This window comes from Arthrobacter rhombi (assembly GCF_039526245.1).
Lineage (GTDB): Bacteria > Actinomycetota > Actinomycetes > Actinomycetales > Micrococcaceae > Arthrobacter_H > Arthrobacter_H rhombi.
On the sequence record NZ_BAAAIV010000025.1, the window covers coordinates 245824 to 266385 of the forward strand.

Annotated in this window: 20 protein-coding genes; 11 read left to right on the forward strand and 9 right to left on the reverse strand. The window is 68.6% G+C overall.

All coding sequences use genetic code 11. The features are described 5' to 3' along the window. Entirely contained in the window at positions 1-1536 is a 1536-nt protein-coding gene (gene betC / locus ABD088_RS16880) for a choline-sulfatase (protein WP_343903131.1), read from the forward strand. Between the two features lie 40 nt (positions 1537-1576). Here the strand turns inward: betC and ABD088_RS16885 are convergent, their stop codons facing one another. Continuing rightward, entirely contained in the window at positions 1577-1990 is a 414-nt protein-coding gene (locus tag ABD088_RS16885; RefSeq protein WP_343903132.1) for a LapA family protein, read from the reverse strand. A 120-nt stretch (positions 1991-2110) separates the two neighbouring features. Here ABD088_RS16885 and ABD088_RS16890 point away from each other — a divergent pair, with 120 nt between their 5' ends. Continuing rightward, positions 2111-3154, forward strand: a complete 1044-nt coding sequence (locus tag ABD088_RS16890; protein WP_343903133.1) for a Gfo/Idh/MocA family protein — start codon at positions 2111-2113, stop codon at positions 3152-3154. A gap of 18 nt (positions 3155-3172) precedes the next feature. Here the strand turns inward: ABD088_RS16890 and ABD088_RS16895 are convergent, their stop codons facing one another. The 3 genes from ABD088_RS16895 to ABD088_RS16905 form a co-directional block, all read right to left on the reverse strand. Beyond that, on the reverse strand, positions 3173-3940 hold the full coding sequence (locus ABD088_RS16895) for an amino acid ABC transporter ATP-binding protein (protein ID WP_425546044.1): 768 nt from the start codon (positions 3938-3940) through the stop codon (positions 3173-3175). Then, complete coding sequence (locus ABD088_RS16900; protein WP_343903200.1) at positions 3937-4809, reverse strand: amino acid ABC transporter permease; 873 nt, start codon at positions 4807-4809, stop codon at positions 3937-3939. The genes ABD088_RS16895 and ABD088_RS16900 overlap by 4 nt, the downstream gene beginning before the upstream one ends. Before the next feature lie 114 nt (positions 4810-4923). Beyond that, positions 4924-5829 (reverse strand): ABC transporter substrate-binding protein, encoded by a 906-nt coding sequence (locus ABD088_RS16905; RefSeq protein ID WP_343903134.1) that lies wholly within the window; start codon positions 5827-5829, stop codon positions 4924-4926. 375 nt (positions 5830-6204) lie between these two features. Here ABD088_RS16905 and ABD088_RS16910 point away from each other — a divergent pair, with 375 nt between their 5' ends. Continuing rightward, complete coding sequence (locus ABD088_RS16910) at positions 6205-7464, forward strand: NAD(P)/FAD-dependent oxidoreductase (RefSeq protein ID WP_343903135.1); 1260 nt, start codon at positions 6205-6207, stop codon at positions 7462-7464. Here the strand turns inward: ABD088_RS16910 and ABD088_RS16915 are convergent. Further along, the gene (locus ABD088_RS16915) at positions 7461-8537 is read right to left on the reverse strand and encodes a YihY/virulence factor BrkB family protein (RefSeq protein ID WP_343903136.1); all 1077 of its coding nucleotides are present in this window, start codon (positions 8535-8537) and stop codon (positions 7461-7463) included. The genes ABD088_RS16910 and ABD088_RS16915 overlap by 4 nt on opposite strands. 360 nt (positions 8538-8897) lie before the next feature. On the opposite strand from ABD088_RS16915, the gene ABD088_RS16920 reads away from it, so the two are divergent. From ABD088_RS16920 to ABD088_RS16955, 8 genes are all read left to right on the forward strand, one after another. Continuing rightward, positions 8898-10628, forward strand: coding sequence for an ABC transporter substrate-binding protein (locus ABD088_RS16920; protein ID WP_343903137.1), 1731 nt, complete (start codon positions 8898-8900; stop codon positions 10626-10628). Continuing rightward, positions 10625-11647 (forward strand): ABC transporter permease, encoded by a 1023-nt coding sequence (locus ABD088_RS16925; RefSeq protein WP_343903138.1) that lies wholly within the window; start codon positions 10625-10627, stop codon positions 11645-11647. Before ABD088_RS16920 ends, ABD088_RS16925 begins: the two co-directional genes overlap by 4 nt. Then, positions 11644-12561, forward strand: coding sequence for an ABC transporter permease (locus ABD088_RS16930; RefSeq protein WP_372710797.1), 918 nt, complete (start codon positions 11644-11646; stop codon positions 12559-12561). The genes ABD088_RS16925 and ABD088_RS16930 overlap by 4 nt, the downstream gene beginning before the upstream one ends. Further along, a complete protein-coding gene (locus ABD088_RS16935; protein WP_343903139.1) occupies positions 12558-14282 on the forward strand; it encodes a dipeptide ABC transporter ATP-binding protein in 1725 nt (574 codons plus the stop codon). Before ABD088_RS16930 ends, ABD088_RS16935 begins: the two co-directional genes overlap by 4 nt. Further along, positions 14279-14944, forward strand: a complete 666-nt coding sequence (locus ABD088_RS16940; RefSeq protein WP_343903140.1) for an acyl-CoA dehydrogenase family protein — start codon at positions 14279-14281, stop codon at positions 14942-14944. The genes ABD088_RS16935 and ABD088_RS16940 overlap by 4 nt, the downstream gene beginning before the upstream one ends. A gap of 3 nt (positions 14945-14947) precedes the next feature. Continuing rightward, positions 14948-15538, forward strand: a complete 591-nt coding sequence (locus ABD088_RS16945) for an acyl-CoA dehydrogenase family protein (protein WP_343903141.1) — start codon at positions 14948-14950, stop codon at positions 15536-15538. Next, on the forward strand, positions 15535-16935 hold the full coding sequence (locus tag ABD088_RS16950) for an LLM class flavin-dependent oxidoreductase (protein WP_343903142.1): 1401 nt from the start codon (positions 15535-15537) through the stop codon (positions 16933-16935). The genes ABD088_RS16945 and ABD088_RS16950 overlap by 4 nt, the downstream gene beginning before the upstream one ends. Before the next feature lie 65 nt (positions 16936-17000). After that, positions 17001-17846 carry an HpcH/HpaI aldolase/citrate lyase family protein gene (locus ABD088_RS16955; protein ID WP_343903143.1) on the forward strand — a complete coding sequence of 282 codons (846 nt, stop codon included), beginning with the start codon at positions 17001-17003 and terminating at the stop codon, positions 17844-17846. Between the two features lie 6 nt (positions 17847-17852). Here ABD088_RS16955 and ABD088_RS16960 read toward each other — a convergent pair whose 3' ends face one another. From ABD088_RS16960 to rraA, 4 genes are all read right to left on the reverse strand, one after another. After that, the gene (locus tag ABD088_RS16960) at positions 17853-18398 is read right to left on the reverse strand and encodes a copper resistance CopC family protein (RefSeq protein WP_343903144.1); all 546 of its coding nucleotides are present in this window, start codon (positions 18396-18398) and stop codon (positions 17853-17855) included. 62 nt (positions 18399-18460) lie between these two features. Next, positions 18461-19198: a YcnI family copper-binding membrane protein gene (locus ABD088_RS16965; protein WP_343903145.1), complete on the reverse strand. Its 738-nt coding sequence runs from the start codon at positions 19196-19198 to the stop codon at positions 18461-18463. Positions 19199-19306: 108 nt separating this feature from the next. After that, on the reverse strand, positions 19307-19948 hold the full coding sequence (locus ABD088_RS16970; RefSeq protein ID WP_343903146.1) for a hypothetical protein: 642 nt from the start codon (positions 19946-19948) through the stop codon (positions 19307-19309). A gap of 102 nt (positions 19949-20050) precedes the next feature. Next, positions 20051-20515 (reverse strand): ribonuclease E activity regulator RraA, encoded by a 465-nt coding sequence (gene rraA / locus ABD088_RS16975; RefSeq protein ID WP_343903147.1) that lies wholly within the window; start codon positions 20513-20515, stop codon positions 20051-20053. Between the last annotated feature and the right edge of the window lie 47 nt (positions 20516-20562).

The window sequence follows — 20562 nt, forward strand, 5'->3', positions numbered from 1 at the left end:
ATGACCCTGAAACGACCGAACATCGTGGTCATCCAAGCTGACCAAATGGCGGCCCAAGCGCTGGGGGCCTATGGTGACGATGCAGCCAAGACCCCGAACATCGACGCGTTGGCCAACAGCGGTGCAGTGTTCGAGAGGGCCTACTGCAATACCCCCTTGTGTGCGCCGTCCCGCGCGTCGATGATGGTGGGGGAGCTGCCCTCGGATGTCGGATGCTACGACAACGGGGATGAATTCGCGGCCTCCTCACCGACCTTTGCACATCGCCTACGCGCCGTTGGCTACCACACGACGTTGATCGGCCGCATGCATTTCATCGGTCCCGATCAGCAGCATGGGTTCGAGGAACGACTGACGACCGATGTCTACCCCGCAGATCTGGACATGGTTCCGGACTGGACCCTCACGCTGGACCAGCGGTTGCAGTGGTACCACGACGCCGATGCCGTCTTCAACGCCGGGGTCTCGAAGGCCACGGTGCAACAAGACTTCGACGAGGAAGTAGGTTTTCGTGCGATCCGCCACCTGAACGACCGGGTGCGGGCAAACCAGGCGGCGGGCGAAGACATCCCCTTTCTCATGGTGGCCTCATTCATCCACCCGCATGACCCGTACGAACCACCGCGCGAACACTGGGACCGCTTCGAGGACGTGGCGATCCCGGATCCCAAGAACCCCGCGGTACCCGCTGCCGACCAGGATCCGCATACCCACCGGCTCCGCGCGATGAGTGGGTTCGACACGCGTGATCCGAGCATCGAAGGAGTACGCAGGGCCCGTCGCGCGTACTACGCCGCAGTCAGCTACATCGACGACCACATCGGGCGCATCCAGCGGCGGCTCGAGGAGCTGGGACTGGCCGAGAACACCGTCATCATCATGACCAGTGACCATGGCGACATGCTCGGTGAGAAGGGGCTGTGGTTCAAGATGTCACCCTACGAGCAATCGTCCAGGGTGCCGCTGATCATGCATGGGGCGCAAGAGCTGGTGCCGAGGGGGCGCTTCGCCAACCCGGTGTGCCTCCTGGATCTCATGCCGACGCTGGTCGAACTCTCCGGCGCCCCGGAGGCACGCTCAGCAGGGATGTCCCTGCTGGAATCCGCTCGTCGTGAGATCGAGGGAAAGACCGCTCCCGAGGACCGGGACATCGTGATCGAGTACCTGGCGGAAGGCACCTACCGACCCCAGATAACCCTCGTCCGCGGCCGGTATAAATACGTCATGTGCCCCGGGGACCCGGACCAGCTCTTCGACCTGAGCAACGACCCGGACGAATTGAACAACCGGGCCGCGGATCACGAGTACGCGGACGTGCTCGGCCAGCTACGCCAGACGCTCGAGGCACGGTATGACCTTGCCGCGCTGGAGTCCGGGGTCCTGGCCAGTCAGGGAAGTCGCCAGCTGGTGGCCAGGGCGCTGCAGCAGGGCCGGGTGCAGCACTGGGACTTCGAACCCCGGGCGGAGCAACGCTATGTCCGCGGCGACTTCTGGAATTCCCTGGCCTACGGAACGATTCCCGACCCCACCGTGTGATCCAGAGAGCGGGTCGTCTCAGTCGCATTCCACGCGGTGGCTAGCGCTTCTTCGCGGCCTTCGGCTTCGCCTTGCCCTTGCGGGCGATGGCGCGCAGCTGGATGATCCGTGCCGCCCCGGCGATCGCCACGACGATGCCGCCGCCCACTGCCGCGACGAACAACGCCAAGCCCAGCTGGACGGTGCCCCGCAGGCCGAAGTACTGCAGGTCCACGGTGTTGGTGTTCTGCGCGATGAAGATGATCAGCAGGACCAACAGCACCAGCGCCAAAACGGTGGCCGTCCACATGACACCGCTGCGGGTCACCCGCATCGGGTCCTCGGCGGTGGTGGCCGGCACCGGTTCGGATCCGGGGCGTCCGGTGGCGGTCCCACCGACGAGATCGCCCTGGGCGGGATCAACCGGGTCCTGGTGGGGCATCGGGTTCTTCTGCGGGTCCTTCGACATCTGCATGCCTTTCCTCGACGGGTGGTGTGCCAGCCACGGGGGCTCTGGGCAACAGCATACGTTCCGCGACCGGTGGGGGCGGGCGGATTGGTAGTGTTTGGCTGTATCCGTCCCGAAGGAGCCGCCGTGAACCAGCACCCCGCCCTGCGCACCGCAGTCATCGGATTCGGCCTCTCCGGCCGGGTCTTCCACACACCCCTGATCGTCGCGGACCCCGCCTACTCGCTCGAGGCCATCGTCACCGGCAACCCGGAACGTGCCGCCCAGGCCTCCACACTGCACCCCGGCGCGCAGATCCTGCCCGACGCCGAGGCGCTCTTCGCGCGCGCCGACGATTTCGACGTCGTGGTCATCGGCACCCCGCCGGACACCCATGCCGAGCTGGCGTTGGCCGCCATCGGCCACGGTCTGCACGTGGTCGTGGACAAGCCCTTCGCCATCAGCAGCCGCGCAGGCCGGGAAGTGGTCGACGCGGCCCAGCAGGCCGGCGTCGTGCTCTCCGTGTTCCAGAACCGCAGGTGGGACGCCGATTTCCTGACCGTTTCACGGCTCGTCGCCGACGGCGCGCTCGGCGCGGTGCACACGTTCGAGTCACGGTTCGAACGCTGGAAACCTGCGGGCTTGCGTGCCTGGAAGGACACTGCCGGGCTGGCCGGCGGTGGGGGCATCCTGTTCGATCTGGGCACGCACGTCATCGACCAGGCGCTGGCACTCTTCGGACCGGCCACCTCGGTGTACGGCGAAACCCGCAGGCTCAGCGCAGGGGGATCGGACGCTGACGAGGACGCGTTCGTCGCGATCCGCCACGCCTCAGGGGTGGACTCCCACCTGTCGCTGGGACTGCACTTCGCCACCCCCGCGCCCCGATTCCGGGTGCTGGGCACCGAGGCCGGCTACGAGGTCTGGGGCATGGACGGGCAGGAGGCAGCGCTCGACGGCGGGGCCTCACCCACCGACCCCGGCTATGGCCAGGTGCCCCGGGACCAGTGGGGCAGCCTCGGGGTACCCGGTGCGCTGGAGCCGGTCCCCGCGGCGACCGGGGACTACCCGGCGTTCTACCGCGGGTTTGCCGCCGCCGCGCACGGCGATGGCCCCCTGCCGGTGGACCCGGCCGACGCGATCGCCGTACTGGAGATCATCGAAGGGATCCACGCCTCCCACCGCCCCTGACCGGGACCTGGCGCCCCGTCAGAGGACCTTGGAGAGGAAGGCCTTCGTCCGCTCGTGGGCGGGCGCGGTGAGCACCTGGCGCGGATCCCCTGACTCGACGACGACGCCGCCGTCCATGAAGACCAGGGAATCGGCGACTTCGCGGGCAAAGCCCATCTCGTGGGTGACCACGATCATGGTCATCCCACTGGAGGCCAGCTCCTTCATCACCTCCAGGACCTCACCGACCAGTTCCGGGTCCAGCGCACTGGTGGGCTCGTCGAAGAGCATCAGCTTGGGGTCCATGGCCAGGGCGCGGGCGATGGCCACCCGTTGCTGCTGCCCCCCGGAGAGGTGCGCGGGGAAATGGTCCCCCTTGTCGCCCAACCCGACACGGGCCAGGAGCTCGTTGGCCCGGGCCGTCGCCTTGGCCTTGGAGAGCTTCTTGACGCGCATCGGTGCCTGGATGATGTTCTCCAGCGCCGTGAGGTGGGGGAAGAGGTTGAAACGCTGGAACACCATGCCGATCTCCCGGCGCTGGAACGCTGCCTCCTTGGGACGGAGCTCATAGAGCTTTTCCCCTTTCTGCCGGTAGCCGACCAGTTGCCCCTGGACGGAGAGCCGTCCGGCATCGACCCGCTCCAGGTGGTTGATGCAGCGCAGGAACGTTGACTTGCCCGACCCGCTGGGCCCGACGATGCACAGCACCTCGCCGGCCTTCACGGTGAGGCTGATGCTGCGCAGGACCTGGTTGCTGCCAAAACTCTTGGACACCCGGTCGGCGTGCACCATGTCGATCTCGTTCATCCCTTGCCTCCTAGGTCGTTGCCCGTCGGCGCGGTGGTGGCCGCGGCGACTCCGGGTGGCACCGGCCCCGCGGTGTCCTTGCGCCGCCCAGTTCCCCGGGAGTAGCGCTTCTCGATGAAGTGCTGCCCGATCATGAGCAGCGAGGTGAAGAGCAGGTACCAGATGGAAGCGACGATCAGCAGCGGCACCGGGGTGAACGTCACCGCCGAGATCCCGCGGGATACCCCGTACAAGTCGATGCTCAGCGGAATCGCCGCCACCAGCGAGGTGGTCTTCAGCATGGAGATCACCTCGTTGCCGGTCGGCGGGATGATGATCTTCATGGCCTGGGGGACCACGATGTGCCGCATGGTCTGCCCCCACGACATGGCCAACGCCTTCGAGGCCTCCTCCTGGCCCTCGTCGACGGACAGCAGCCCCGCACGCACGATCTCTGACATGTAGGCTGCCTCGTTCAGGGCCAAACCGATGATCGCGGTGATGAACAGGTTCGTGAAGACGTCGTTGGGCACCGTCAGCCAGGGCTCCATGAACGGGATGCCGAAGGTGAAGACGGGGTAGATCAGGGCGACGATGCCCCAGAACACCAACTGCACGTACACCGGCGTCCCGCGGAAGATCCACAGGTACAGCCAGGCGACGCTCTTGACCACGGGGTTCGGGGAGAGCCGCATGATGGCCAGCAGCAGGCCCAGGGCGATCGCGATGACCATGGAGTAGACGGTCAGTTGCAAGGTGACCAACGCGGCGGCGCTGATGCGCCGGTCGAAGAGGTACTTGCCGACATCCGCCCACCCGTAGTCCTCGCGCTGGGCTGCATCGATGAGGAAGACCGCCAGCCCCAGCACGAGGACGACGGCGACGAGCATGCGCCAGGGGTGGCGCAGCGGAATGGCGCGGATCGCCTCCCCCTCCGACGTTTCGGAGGCGGCAGACGTGGTCGGTGGCGGGCCGCCCGCCACGGGGTCGGGACTCACCCCGGCCTACTTGTTGGCTGCGACGTTGAGGGCGGCCTTCTGGACTCCGCCGCTCTCGACGCCCCACTGGGAGAGGATCTTGGTATAGCTGCCGTCGTCGATCAACGCCTGGAGCGTCTTCTGCAACACCGGGGTGAACGCACTGTCCTTGGCGACGGGGATGCCGTAGGGGGCCACCTCGAAGGCGTCGCCAGCGGTCTGGAGCTTTTCCTTGGTCTTCGAAATCGCATACAGGGTCACGGGTGAGTCGGCGCTCATCGCATCGACCTGCCCGATGACCAGCGCATTGGTCGCCTGGTCCTGGGCGTCGTACTTGAAGATCTCAATCGGCTTCTTGCCGGCCTTCACGCAGGCCTTCGACTTGGCCGGCACCTCGTGGGTGTCCTCATACGTGGTCGCCTGGACGGCGACCTTCAGCCCGCAGGCATTCTCCGGATCGACCGTCTTGCCGACCGGTGCCGCCCACTGGATGCCGGCGGAGTAGTAGTTCACGAAGTCGGCCTGCTTCTCCCGTTCGAGCGTATCGGTGAAGGAGGACATGCCCATGTCGTCCTTGCCGGCATTGACGGCCGGCAGGATGTTGTCGAACGTGCCGATGTCGAAATTCACCTTCAGGCCCAACGTGGCACCGATGGCCTTCGTCAGGTCCACCGACCAGCCCGCCGGGTCCCCGTTGCCGTCCTTGAACTCGTTCGGCGGGTAGTTGTTGGCCATGCCCACATTGAGCACGCCGGCCTTCTGCATCTTTGCGGGCAGGAGGGCTGCCAACTCGTCGTTCTTCTTCACGGTCACCGCGGCGCTGCTGCCGGAGGCCTCCCCCTGGGGGGCGTCGGCTCCGCTGTTGTCCACGCAACCGGTCAGCATCAGGAAGGCGGCGGCGGTCAGGGCGGGAAGGGCAAATCGGGTTCTCATGGTGTGTCCTCGAGGTGGAGGTCCCGCTTCGACGTTGAATACGGGAACTGCGGAAAGTACGGGTGATGGGCCTCGGCAGGTCGGGCCATGCGGCAACGATGGAGCCGGGCGGCTGCGTCAGGAGCAGGAAGGGACAGGTGCGTTCCCACTCGGTGGTCGACCCGACGGGTCGGAGCTCTGTGGCCGCGTACGTGGCGTTCCGGTTGACGTGGGGATCCTGTAGCCCAGGAACCGCTGGTGGGGGGAGGCGCCTCTGGGCTCATGCTACGCCGCGGCCGCCCGGTATTCGGCCGCCGAGACCAGAACGGAATGTCCTGCCCGTTCCTCGGTAGGCTGGCAGGGGCGGTTGTCGCCGGAAACCAGAGGAGTGATGTGATGGCTGGGTCCACCAGCAGGGACCCGATTCCGGGGTCGACGTCGGGACCGGGGGATTCCTCGGTCCTGGTCATTGGCGGCGGACTCGCAGGATTCTCCACGGTCCGGCAGCTGCGCGCCCTCGGCCACCGGGGAGTCATCCGCATGGTCGACCCCGAGGGCCTGCCGTATGACCGTCCACCCCTGAGCAAGGCCTACCTGCTCGGGAACACCGACCGGGCGGGCCTGCTGCTCGCCGATGCCTCCTGGGCAACAGGGAACGACGTCGGAATCCTCACCGGGGAGGTGGTGGCCATCCGGCCCGACCTGGGCCGGGCCGAACTGGCGGACGGGACGGTGCTGGAGGCCGACGTCCTGGTCCTGGCCACCGGCGGGACCGCCCGGCGGCTGCCCATCCCCGGCGGCGATCTGGACACCGTGTTGGAGCTGCGCACCCGCGCTGATGCCGACCGTCTGCGCGAGGTGCTGCGTCCCGGGTTGCGGTTGGCCGTTATCGGGGCCGGGCTGATCGGGGCCGAAACCGCGTCGGCAGCCCGGGAACTGGGGGCCGACGTCGTGCTCATCGACCCCATGGATCCGCCCCTGGTGCCCGCGGTGGGACCCGAACTGGCCCGCCGCCTGCATGACATGCACGCCGATCGTGGGCTGGAAGTGATCACGGGTGTCCCCCGCTCCATCACCCGCAGCGGCACCAGCTACGCCATCGGGCTCGACGATGGCAGGACCATCGGCGCCGATGCCGTGCTGGTGGGGGTGGGCATCACCGCGAACACGGCGCTCGCCGAGGCCGCCGGGCTGGAAACGGAAGCGGGCGTCATCGTGGACGAACGCCAGCGCACCAGCCACCCGCGCGTCTACGCCGTCGGCGACGCCGCCCGGATCCGCAGCAGCGACGGGACCCTGCAGCGCCGTGCCGAGCACTGGGAAAGCGCGATGAACACCGGCCACACCGCGGCCGCGGCCATCGCCGGCGGAGACCTGCCCGCCCATGGGGCCAGCTGGTTCTGGTCGGACCGCCACGGCGTCCACGTCGAGGGTGTCGGTTCGATGACGGGCCAGGGGAGCACGGTGATCCGGGAGATCGACGGGAAACCGGCCATCGCGTTCCGCCTGGACGACGACGGCTACCTCACCGGGTGCGCCGCCATCGACGGCGGGCTCGCGGTGCGGGCGGCCCGGAGGATCATCGACCGGCGGATCCGCGTGGATCCCGCCCAGCTGGCCGATCCCACCGTGAACCTGAAGAAGCTGGCCCGCTAGCCTTTTCCTGGGTCGTCGCCGTCGGCTGCGGCTTCCCGCCGGAGTTCGCGCCCCTGCTCGATGTCCTGCTCCTCCTGCCGGGCGAGCTTGTCGCTGGCCTTCGTGTCGCGCAGGGGCAGTTGCACCGCGTCCTCCGCGGGGATGCCGCCTTGGAGCTCGCGCCCGCGCTCCAGTTCGGCGTCGAATTCGGCCCCGAGCAGCAGCGAGAGGTTGGCGATCCAGATCCACAGGAGCATGACGATGACCCCGCCGATGGCGCCGTAGGTCTTGTTGTAGTTCCCGAAGTTGCTGACGTAGAAGAAGAACCCCAGGGTGGCGATGGCGAGCACCACCAGGGCGATCACCGAACCCAGGCTGATCCACCTGAACCGGGGCTGCTTGACGTTGGGTGTGCCGTAGTAGAGCACGGCGATCAGCACGACGGCGAAGAGCACCAAGATGGGCCATTTGGCGATGCTCCACACCATGACCGCTGTTTCGCCGAGACCCACCGCATCGCCGAGGGTCCGGGCAATGGGCCCCGAGACCACCAGCAGGATCGCCATGAAGACCGCGATGAGCAGCATGACGAGCGTGACCAGGAGCATCAACGGGCGCAGCTTGTAGAACGGACGTCCCTCCTCGACCCCGTAGATGCGGTTCAGGGCTCGGCCGAACGCCCCGACATAGCCCGACGCGGACCACAGGGCACCCAACAGGCCGGCGACCAGCGCGAAGCCCGCCGAGGGGGCGCTGGCCAGCTGTTCGATCGGCTGGCGCAGCGTGTCGGCGACCTGGGGGCTGGCCACGTCCTCGAGGATGCGCATCATCGTCTGGGTGGTCGATTTCGCCTGGCCCACGACGCCGAGCAGCGAGACCAGGGCCAGCAGCGCGGGGAACAAGGAGAGGACAGCGAAGTAGGTCAGCGACGCCGCCAGATCGGTGCATTTGTCGCGGGTGAATTCCCGGAGGGTGCGTGTGAGCACGTACTTCCAGGACCTGCCCGTCAACTCCGGCGGCGCCGAGGGCTTGCCCGCACCGTCGGCCGGAGGCGTGGTCCCGGGGGCCGGGTCTGTCTGGTGTCGCGGGGTCATCCGAAACCTCCTCGGGGAAGTGGGTGGTCGTCGAAGCATCTGTGGGGAAGTCAAACATGTGCGGGATCCGCGCCACAACCGAGCGGGTCGCCGTGGTGGCCATATTCCACCCACGGGCACCTAGTCGGGGCGGACCCACCGGTCAAGGACAAGTCAGCAGATGTCGTCGCGTGGCTCCGCCTGACGCACTGACGGGCCGCGAACCCCTCAACAGCGGGTGGAAGGCTCCGTCATGTGACCCGAAAATACGTCGGCAACCGCCACATGACGGCCCGCTTGAGGCGCGGGGCGCGGATGGGGTCCCATCGAAGCATGGCATCCACCTCTCCGCGAGGATGCCGCCGACGTCAAGGAGCATCCGTGGAAAATCGCCAGCCGGCGTACCAGGCACCACCAGATCCGACCGTCCGTTCGCGGTATCGCCGCACGGACGGGACAACGCGCCACACGAGGGCGCTGGCCGCCACGATGGCGGTGCTCGCCCTCGCCCTGAGCGCGTGTGGAGGGACCAGCCGGGCAGACACCGGGGCCTCCGGGGGCAAACCCGTCACCGGGGGGACGTTGACCTTTGCCACCGGTGACGTCGAGCCGGCGTGCCTGGATCCCATCGTCTCCGGGAACGTCCCCCAGGCGCTGGTGTCCACGCAGTACCTGGAACCGCTGTTCTTCCAGAACGACGACGGCGACATCCTTCCGTGGCTGGCCACGCGGTGGAAGTGGTCCAAGGACCGCCTCTCCCTGGACATCACCGTCCGCGATGACGTGCACTTCACCGACGGCCAGCAGCTGAACGCGCAGACCATCATCGACAACGTCGCCTACATCAAGGACCCGAAGACGCTTTCCAGCACCGCGCTGTTGGCGGTCGAGAAGGTCGCCTCCGTCGAAAAGGTCGACGAGTTCACCGCCCGGCTGCATCTCTCCGAACGCGACAACGCCCTGCTGGAGCATTTCTCCCAGGTCTGGCTGCCGATCCAGTCGCAGAAGGCACTGGCCCGCGGCGCCGACGCCAATTGCCTCTCGCCGGTCGGGACCGGACCGTTCACCGTCCAGCGGTGGGACAAGCAGCAGGAGGTAGTGCTCACGCGCAATGAGGACTACGGCACGCCACCGCCCACGGCCGGGCACACGGGGCCGGCCTACCTGGACAAGATCATCTGGCGTTTCCTGCCCGACCACGCCGCCCGGTTCGCCGCCCTGCAATCCGGCGAGATCGACGCCATCGACGTCCTGCAGCCGCAAAACGCCGTCGCGGCGGATGCCGACCCGGCCCTGGACACGCTGATCGGATCCCGCCCTGGCCACGTGGTGAACCTGACGTTCAACACCACCACCGACCCCTTTGAGGACGTCAGGGTCCGCGAGGCCTTCGTGAGGTCCGTCGACGTCGATGCGGCGCTGAAGAGCATCTTCATGGGCACCGTCCCGCGGTCGAACTCGGTGCTGAGCAGCATCACGAAATACAACGTGCAGGAACCGGCCGTCTACTCCACCGATGTGGAGAAGGCGAACCGGCTGTTGGATCAGGCAGGCTGGACCGCCCGCGATGCGGAGGGTTACCGGAGCAAGGACGGGAAGCGGTTGGGGACCACTGTCATCCAGAATGACTCGATCCTCGTTCCGGTGTCGGTCCTCGAGCAGTTCCAGGCCAGCGCCAAGGCCGTCGGGTTCGACCTGCGGATCAGCCAGGAGGAGACCTCCAGCTTCAACGCCCGGCGCTACTCCTGGGACTACGGGCTGTCCCCGCTCTACTACACGAAGAACTCCCCGTCGGTGCTAAACATCGTCTACGACTCCGCGCACATTCCCTCCGTCATCAAGGGCGGCTACCACGCCAACAACAACGGACTCACCGGTCCGGCGGCCGGGAAGATCGACGGCGCGCTGCGGGCCGCCGCAACCACCGGTGACGAGCACGCACGTGGCCGGCTCTACGCCCGGGCGCAACAGCTCATCGACGCCCAGTACCTCTCCCTGCCGATCTTCGACCAGCAGACCCGGCTCGGGTTCCGCGCGGACGTCGAAGGCGTCAAGCTCCTGTCCCCGTTGGGGATGCCCACCTTCTACGACACCTGGTTGGACCGATCATGACGACACCCACCGAGACCCGGCCGGCGGTGCAGACCGCCCCCGCCGCCATACCCTCCGAGACCTCTGCACGACGACGGGGCCCGGCACCGTTCGCCCGGCTCGCCGTCCACCGCATCCTGGGTGCCGCCGTCGTGCTCTGGGCCGTCGCCACCCTGGCGTTCTTCGCCCTGCGGCTCGTCCCCGGCGACCCGGTGGACGCGCTGCTGGGTGGGCCGGGGAACAACGCCACCGAGGCGATGCGCCAGCAAGCGCGCGAGACCAACGGGCTGGACCGTCCGCTGCTGGTGCAGTACGCCGCCTACCTCGGCCGACTGGTCACCGGGGACCTGGGGCAGTCCTACCAACTCCGTGAACCGGTGGCCAAGATCCTGGGCGAACAGCTCGGCAGCACACTGCTGCTGGCGGTCCTTGCCCTGGCCATCGCGTGGGTGTTGGCCCTGGTGTTGGCCCTGTGGTCCGCCCGCGGCGGCCGCGTGGCCACCACAGTGGGCAACCTGTTGGAGGTCGTCTCCGCGGCGGTTCCGCACTTCTGGCTCGGCAGCCTGCTGATCCTGGTCTTCAGCGTCCAGCTGCAGTGGTTGCCGGCCACCAGCGGCGCCCCCGGGGCGCAGGGGCTCATCCTCCCGGTAGTGACCCTGGCGATCCCCCTGGCGGGATTCCTGGGGCAGGTGATGCGCGAATCGATGCTCACGGCCATGGAATCGCCGTTCGCCCTCTCGGCCCGGGCCCGTGGCGAATCGGAGACGCAGGTGAGTCTGCGACACGCCCTGCGCCACGCAGCCCTTCCGGCCATCGGCCTGTCCGGCTGGGCCATCGGATCGCTGATCAGCGGCGCAGTGGTCGTCGAGACCGTCTTTGCCCGTCCCGGCATCGGACGAACGCTGCTGCAATCGGTGCTGGTGCGCGATGTCCCGCTGGTGCTCGGCGTCGTGGTCCTGGTTGCCGCGATCTACGTGGTGGTCACCCTGCTCGGTGACCTGGCCGACCGCCTGGCCGACCCGCGGTTGCGTGCCGCATGAGCGCGCCGATCCCCGGAACCAGCCCGGTGGCCACCGCCGCGCCGGACGCCGGCTCCCACGCCCCGACCGACCCCGGTGTCCCGGGACCCGTGAGGAGGCGGAACCTCCTGCTCCGGATGGGCCCATCCATCCTGCTTCCGGCCGGCATCCTGGCGGTGCTGGTCGCCGCGGCGGCCATCCCGGGGCTGCTGGCCCCGTCCGGGCCGTTGACCATGGAACCGGCAGTGGCCTTCACCCCGCCCGGGCCCGGCCACTGGTTCGGCACCGATGAATCCGGGAGGGACGTCTTCTCCCGGGTCATCCATGGTGCGCGCAGCTCGCTGCTCATCGGCGTGCTGGCCACGGTCATCGGCCTGGGCGTCGCCACCGTGCTCGGGGCCCTGGCCGGATTGGGCACCCGGACGCTGGACTTCGGGGTCTCGCGGTTCCTGGAGGTCCTCTTCGCGTTTCCCGGCCTGCTGCTGGCCCTGCTGGTCATCACCATCCTGGGCCCCGGCGTCGTCACCACGACGGTGGCCGTCGGGCTCTCCACCGCCCCCGGCTACGCCCGCATGATCCGTTCCCAGGTCCTCTCGGTGCGGCGCTCCGGCTATGTGGAGGCCTCGCTGGTGCAGGGGCGATCGCGGTGGTTCATCATCCGGCACCACATCCTGCCCAACGTAGCCGCGCCGCTGCTCGTCCTGGCCACGCTGGGCATCGGGCAGGCCATCGTCTGGGCCTCGTCGCTGAGCTTCCTCGGGCTGGGAGCCACTCCGCCGGACCCGGAATGGGGGTCGATGCTCTCCAACGGACGGCTCTACATCGGCAACGCCTGGTGGCTGACCGTCTTCCCCGGCCTGTGCATCGTGCTCAGCGCCGCCACCACCACCCTGCTCGGCCATGGCGTGCAACGACACCTGAAGGAGAACCGATGAGCACCCCACAGACACCACCGGTGGCCAGCGTCCGCAACCTGCGGATCGGTTTCGGCCCCGCCGACGCCCCCGTCCCCGCAGTCCACGGCGTCGGGTTCGACCTGCACGCCGGGGAGTGCCTGGCCATCGTGGGGGAGTCCGGCTCCGGCAAATCGGTCACGGCCAGGACCCTGATCGGGTTGACCGGACACGGGGCCCGGATCCAGGCCGACCGGATCGATCTGGCCGGGGAGGACCTGCGGGCCCTCAGCGACCGCGCCTGGCGCCGCGTGCGGGGAGACCGTGTGGGATACATCCTGCAGGACGCGCTGGTTTCGCTGGACCCCTTGCGTACCATCGGCGCGGAGATCGACGACTCCCTGCGCCTCCACACCCGTCTGCCACCGAGGCAACGTCGCCAGCGGGTCCTGCAGCTGCTCGACCAGGTGGGGATCCCCGATCCGGAACAACGCATCCGCCAACGCTCCGGTGAACTCTCCGGCGGTCTGCGTCAACGCGCGCTCATTGCCTCGGCCATCGCGGCCGACCCGGCATTGCTGGTCGCCGACGAGCCGACCACCGCATTGGATGCCACCGTGCAGGCGCAGATCCTTGACCTGTTGGCCGAGCGCAAGCGGGCTGGCTCGGCCCTGCTGCTGATCAGCCATGACCTGGCAGTCGTGGCCCAGCTGGCGGACCAGATCGCCGTCATGCAAGCGGGGCGGATCGTGGAATCGGGCCCGGCGGCCGAGGTGCTGGCCAACCCCCGCCACGACTACACGCGTCGCCTGCTCCGGGCCGTGCCCACCGACAAGCCGCGCGGCAGTCGGCTGTCGGCGGAGGAAACAGTCATCTCGGCGCGTCACCGGCACCTCATTGCCGCCCGGGCGAGCACGCACGCCTCCGGAAACGGGGAACCGGACGTCGTGCTCAGCGCCGTGAACCTGCGCAAGTCCTACCGGAACCCCGACGGCACCGACCGCGTGGCCGTCGGGGACGTGTCCTTCGCCCTACGCAGGGGGACCACCCTGGGGATTGTGGGGGAGTCCGGGTCAGGCAAGAGCACCGTGGCCCGCATGGCCTTGGGGTTGGCCCGCCCTGACCGCGGCAGCGTCGAGGTGCTGGGCCTTCCGTGGAGCGCGGCCCCCGAACGCGAACGTCGACCCCGCCGCCGCCACGTGGCGACCATCGCGCAGGATCCACTGGGTTCCTTCGACCCCCAATGGAGCGTGGGACGGATCCTCGCCGACGCCGTATCAGGCAGCGGAAAACGCAGCCGCAGCGCCTTGCGCGACGAAGTCGCCGCCCTGCTCGAGACCGTCGGCCTGTCTCCCCAGCTGGCCACCCGCCGGCCCCTCTGGCTCTCCGGGGGGCAACGCCAGCGCGTCTCCATCGCCAGGGCCCTGGCCAGCGGCCCGGAGATCATCATCTGCGACGAACCGGTCTCCGCGCTGGACGTCTCGATCCAGGCCCAGGTATTGGACCTGCTCGATGCCCTGCAACGTGAATTCGGCCTGAGCTACATCTTCATCTCCCACGACCTGGGTGTGGTCCGGCACATCAGCGACGAAATCCTGGTGATGCAGGACGGCCACGTGGTGGAGGCGGGCCGGGCCGAGGAGATCTTCGCCCACCCGACCCAGGACTACACCCGCCGTCTGCTTGAGGCGGCACCCCGCCTGGCCTCCTCCACCGGGACGGTCCGGGCGGCAGCACCCCACGATCCGGAAGGACGCCCATGACCACCCTGGCCATCACCGAGGACCCGACCACGGACTCCCCGCCGACGACTGCAGAGCTGCTGGCACGTTTCGCGCCCTTGTTGGCGGACATTGCCGCCGGCGCGGCCGCACGCGAAGCATCCCGCTCCCTTGCCTACGACGCCGTCGCCCGGCTCGCGGAGGCCGGCTTCACCGCCGTGCGGATCCCCCGCGCCGAAGGGGGCAGTGGGGCCACCCTGTCCCAGAGCCTGCGGCTGTTGCGTGCGCTGGCCCAGGCCGACCCCAACCTGGTCCAGGCACTGAGGGCCCATTTCACCGCCGTTGAGTCGTTGCTCGCGTCGCCGGATGCCACCCGTCGTTCCCGCTGGTTCGCCCGGATAGCCGCTGGAGGCATCCTCGGAAACGCCACCACTGAAAAGGGCAATGCGCCGGGAACGAACTCGACCCTGCTGATCGAGCGCGGCGGAAACCTGGTCCTGACCGGAACCAAGTACTACAGCACCGGCAGCCTCTACGCCGATTGGATCCAGGTGCACGCTGACACGGAAACCGGCGCCAGCGTGCGTGTCACCGTCCGCCGGGACGCGGACGGCGTGCACGTGATCGATGACTGGGATGGATTCGGCCAACGGCTGACCGCCTCGGGCACCGCGCACTTCGAGGACGTCGCCGTGGACCCATAAGACGTGGTGGACGCCCCCCGCGGAGGGCCAGGATTCACGGCGGCGTATGTCCAGGCCAACCTGCTGGTTGCCCTCGGAGGGATCGCCGGAGCCGCCCGCCAGGACGCCGTCCGGTATGTCCGCGGACGGACCCGGGCCTTCGCCCATGGAATCGGGGACTCGGCTCAGCGTGATCCGCTCGTCCAAGAGGTCATTGGCCGTCTCTCCAGCTCGGTGTCCGCCATCGACGCGGTACTGGACGCGCTGGGAGAGCGGATCGAGGCGGCGGCCCGGCGGCATGCCTTGGGGGATCTTGATGCGCCCGCCACGCAGGAACTCGATGCCGCTGTCTCCGAAGCGCAGGTCTTCGTCGTCGAGCAGACGCTGGCGGTGACGAACCAGCTCTTCGAGGTCGGCGGCGCGTCCGCCGTATCCGAGGGCCTCGGGCTTGATCGCCATTGGCGCAATGCCCGCGTCCTGGGCCAGCACAACCCGGTCATCTATCGTGCCCGGGAAGTCGGCCAGCACCGGCTGACCGGCGACCAGCACACCACAGCCATCTATGTCGGCACGCCGAACCACGATGCGGACCCCACGACAGGAGAAACATCATGAGCACGCCACTGCTCTTCAACGCCTTCCTCATGAACACGCCGTCCCATATCCACCACGGACAGTGGCGGCACCCCGAAGCCCGGCAGCATGAATTCAACAATCTGGACCTCTGGATCGAGCTCGCCCGGACACTGGAGGAGGGCCTGTTCGACGCCATGTTCTTCGCCGACGTCACCGGTCTCTACGGCCCGGCCGGCGGACAGTATGCCGACAACGTCACCGAAGGCCTGCAGATCCCGTCGAACGACCCGGCCATCCTGCTGGGCGCGCTCGCCGGCGCCACCCGGGACATCGGCCTGGCCTATACGTCGAACGTCATGCAGAACCACCCGTTCAACTTCGCCCGGCAGATCTCCACCCTCGACCACCTCTCCCGCGGCCGCGTGGCCTGGAACATCGTGACCAGTACCCAGGAGAACGCGGCCCGGAACTTCGGTCTCCCCGGCCTGCCCGAGCACGACGCCCGGTATGACTGGGCCGATGAATACCTCGAGGTGGCCTACAAGTTATGGGAGGGCTCCTGGGACGACGACGCCGTTCTGGTCGACAAGGCCGGCGGGCGGTATGCAGACCCCTCGCGCATCCACAAGATCCACCATGTCGGGCCCCGCTATTCGGTGGAGGGGCCCCACTTGCCGGCGCCCTCCCCCCAACGTACCCCGCTGCTTTTCCAGGCCGGAGGTTCCGCCCGGGGCATCCGCTTCGCCGCCCAGCATGCCGAAGCCGTGTTCATCGGGCCCCCCACCCCTGATGTCGCCCGCCAACACACCGAGGATGCCCGCGCCGCAGTCGTGGCCGCCGGCCGCGGCCCCGAGGACATCAAGTTCTTCCAGGGGCTGAGCTTCATTGTCGGCAGCACGCAGGCCGAGGTGGACCGCCAACGGGAGGACCATGACCGCTACGCCTCAGTCACCGGGTACCTGACACACTCCTCGCTGGGGATCCTTCCCGATGGATCCCGCCTGCCGGAGGACACCGAGCTCCGCGACATTCCCAACAACGGCGGGCAGGGCTTCGTGGATTGGCTGCGCCGGGCACATCCGGACCGTGAGCCCACCTTGGCCGATCTGGCCCGTGGGAGGATCCAGCGTGGCATCGTGGCCGGCACCCCCGATCAGATTGCCGACCAGCTCGGGGAATGGCAGGGGGCCGGGATCGACGGGGTCAACGTCATGAATTGGCGGCTTCCCGGCAGCTACCTGGAATTCAATGAACGCATCCTGCCCACGCTGCAACGTCGCGGACTGGCCCAGACCGAATACCGGCCCGGTACGCTGCGCCAGAAGATCTTCGGCCGCGACCGGCTGCCGGAAAACCACCCCGGGGCCCGCTACCGCGGTGCCTTCGGCGAGAGGGCGGCGCCTGCAGGTCGACAGATCGGGTCCACCGCCCGGTGACGTTGCCGGTGTGATCGGCGTCCCGTCGGTGGAATGGCGGGCCGTGGACTCGGTAATGTGGAGGTATGTCCCTTCGTAACCGTCGCGCCGCGTCCCTGCCTGCCAAACTCTCCCGCTCCTGGCTGCTGGTGAACGCCTCGAAGCCCGAGGCATATGCTGCCGCGCTGGCGTCGGAAGCGGACTCGGTCATCTTCGACATGGAAGCCGCGGTTCCGGACGCCCAGAAGGCTGCCGCCCGGGACGCGGTGGTCCAGGCGCTGAACTCCGGCATGACCGCGTGGGTGCGCGTCAACGGCATTGAAACCGACTTCTGGGCCGACGACCTGGCCGCCCTGTCCAAGACCAAGGGCCTGCGCGGGGTCATGCTGGCGATGACCGAGAAGCCCGAACAGGTGACCTACACGGCCATGCGCCTGCAAGCAGGTACCCCGGTGCTGGCCCTGATTGAATCGGCGGTCGGCATCGAGAACGCCACGGCGATCGCCTCGGCTCCCGGGACGTTCCGCTTGGCGTTCGGCACCAACGACTTCCGCAAGGACACCGGCGTCTCGGAGGACCCGATGGCCCTGGCCTATGCCCGCGGCAAGCTCGTGGTCGCCTCGCGCGTCGGCCAGCTCCCCGGCGCCATCGACGGCCCGGCCGCTGCGGCTGCCGCCCCCGCCGATGTGCACGCCGCCTGCCGGGTCACCGCCTCGATGGGCATGACCGGCAAGCTGAGCCTCGCGCCGTCCCAGGTGGACGACATCAACCAGGGACTCTCGCCCAGCAACGACGAGCTGTCCTGGGCGCACGAACTGCTCGAGGCCCACGCGGCAGGTGCCACCGTGGGTGACGGCTCCTACCTGCCGCGTCTTGCCCGCGCCCAGAAGATCGCCGATCTCGCGGATTCGTACGGTCTCTGGAACGCCTGATCCCGTCTAGTCGGTACCCAGACGCCGCCAGGCGATGGCGGCCCCTGCACCGATGAGGATCAGCACGGCCACACCCACGGGGATGATCCACGGTGGAAGGCCCGGTGCGTCCTGCTGGTGCTGCGCCGGCGCCGACCCCTCGGTCGACGGCGTGGCCGCCCCGGGCGCTGCCCCGGTCCGGGTGGTGAAGGTGAAGTTCCCCTGGATGGGGTGCCCGTCGGAGGAGACGACGCGCCACTGCACGGTATAGGTGCCGGCCGGAGTGCCCGGCTGGACGCCCTGGTTGACGACGCGGTTGGTGACCTTGGCCTGGCCCTGCGCCCAGTTGGTGCCCTCGGCGTCGATGATGCGGATCTCCGACCCCAGGGCAATGGGGATGTTGTCGTACGTCAGGCCGATCTTCTGCGGCATCTTCTGCACGGTCGAGCCCGACGCCGGATCGGTGGACACGAGTGTGTCATGCGCGCTGGCCGCACCGATCGGGACCAGCAGTGCCAGCAGGACGGCTGCGAGTACCGCGCCGAGGCGGGTGGTGGGGGTGTGGTGGTTCATGGGGGTCGCTTTCAAAGGGGCCGGTGGCCCGTCGTGGTGACGGGCCACCGGCACGTCGGAGACTAGTTCTTGCGGTTTCCAAACGTCCTCACCAGGGCGAACGCGCCCACCAGGAGGCCGACCACACCGATCCACAGCCCGGCCATGCCGACGCCGCTGTCGGACGTTGACGACGGGGCGGCGGCCTCGTCGGCCGGCGCTGACGACGCCGCGGACCCTCCGTGGGCATCATCTGCCGCTGCGGCCGTGGTGGTGAACGAGGGGGCCGGGTGCTCCGCTGCCTGGCCGTCGGTGGTCGCCGGATCGTCCCATTTCACGACCGATCCGTCGGTGTAGTGCTGGGTGGCTGGCAGGACCACATCGGTTCCCGACGTCGGCAGCGTGCCCAGCGAGACGGTGAAGGTCTGGAACTCATCCGGACCGATCTGATGGGCCTTGTCGGCGGTCCACGTGATCGAGGTGGCTGCCTCGGTGATGGTGGTGCCGTGCACCTCGACGGGCTGGGCGAGTTTGCCCTGCTTCACCTTCACGGTCCAGCCTTCCACCGGCTGGACGCTGACCGAGGTGAAGGGGGTCTTTTCGGGAAGCGAGACGGTGAGCTTGTCGGTTTTCGCGCTGTCGGACTCATTGGGCACGCTGAAGGTGGCGTGGGCGTAGGCGCCCTCGTCGGTCTTGTTCGGGCTCACTGTCACATGGGCCGAAGCCATGCCGGCGCCGAGCAGCATCAGGGCACCCGTGGCTGCTGCGGCGGCCGTGGTGGTGGCCAGACGGTGGCGTGCGGGGATGGTGGTGTGTGTCATCAGAAATCGTTCCTTTGCAGGGCCGCGCAGGGCGCGGCCAGGGAGGGTGGTTCGGGGAACCGGCGGAGGGATCCGGCCGGCGAAAGGAGCCCGGGCCGCCCTCCTGTGTCAGGACATGGCGGGTGCCGGGTGCGGGAACGCTGGTGGTCCGCGATGGCGTTCGGCGCGGGCGGGACAGCGGGGGTGCAATACCGGCAGGGAACGGATGGCCTGCAGGCGCGGGGCCGGTGCCTCGACGAGGAGGGGGCGCGGAAGCCACACCAGCGGGCGCAGCCAGGCGACGAGCAACCAGAGGGCGTCTTCGCCGCGGGAGAGTGCGAGCGCCGTCAGGACGATGGCCAGAAAGTGGGCGGCCAGCATGGGCAGTCCCCAGCCGGTGGCGTGGAGGTCAGCCAGGGCGGCGGACCCGTCGCCGGCCGTGCAGGAGGCCACCACGGTCTGCACATGGTGGGCGTGCCCCGCGGAACCGTGGCCGGATCCCCCGGTGCAGGCTCCACTGGCACCGAACCACGCGAAGGCGTGGTGCAGGGACCATTGGCCCACACCGAGCAGGGGGACCAGCGTCCGCATCCCCATCCGGCGTCCGGCCAGCAGCACGACGGGTACGTTGACCAGCGCGGCGAGCAGGATCAGCACGGGCACGCCAGGCAGGGGTGCGCCACCGAGGACGTGGGCGCCGGCGGCCAGCGAGAGCACTGTCGTGGTCACGGCGGCGGAACGCCACAAGCGCAAGGGGGCAGCCGCGTTCATGCCATCCCCTTTCGCCGACGGGTCGCGGATGCGACCCCCACCAAAATATCGAATCCCGCCCGCAGCGGACGAATCGGGTCCGCCGGAAGGCGGCGGTCCCTGTCAGGCCTCGACGAGGATCCCGTCTTCATCGCTGTGGAGCATGGCCCCGGGGCGGAATCTCACGCCGCCGAAGTCGAGGACGACGTCGAGCTCCCCGGCCCCGTCCTTGGCCGATTTGCGCGGGTTGGATCCCAGCGCCTTGACGCCGAGATCCAGACCGGCCACGTCGACCCGGTCGCGGATCACGCCATGGATGACGACGCCGGCCCAACCGTTCGCCACGGCAGCTGCGGCAATCATGTCCCCCATGAGGGCCGACTCCAGCGAACCGCCGCCGTCGACCACCAGCACGGCACCATCTCCCGGGCCGTTGAGGGTCTGCTTGACCAGCCCGTTGTCCCGGTGGCACCGGATGGTGCGGACCGGACCGCTGAAGCGGGCCCGGCCGCCCAGGTTCTGCAGCTGCAGGGAGACCGACTGCAGGGTCTCGTCGTCGTCGTACAGGTCGCAGGTGGTGAACGTCATGGAACCAGCATAGGGGGGGATGCGTCACATCATGCGCCCGCCCAGAC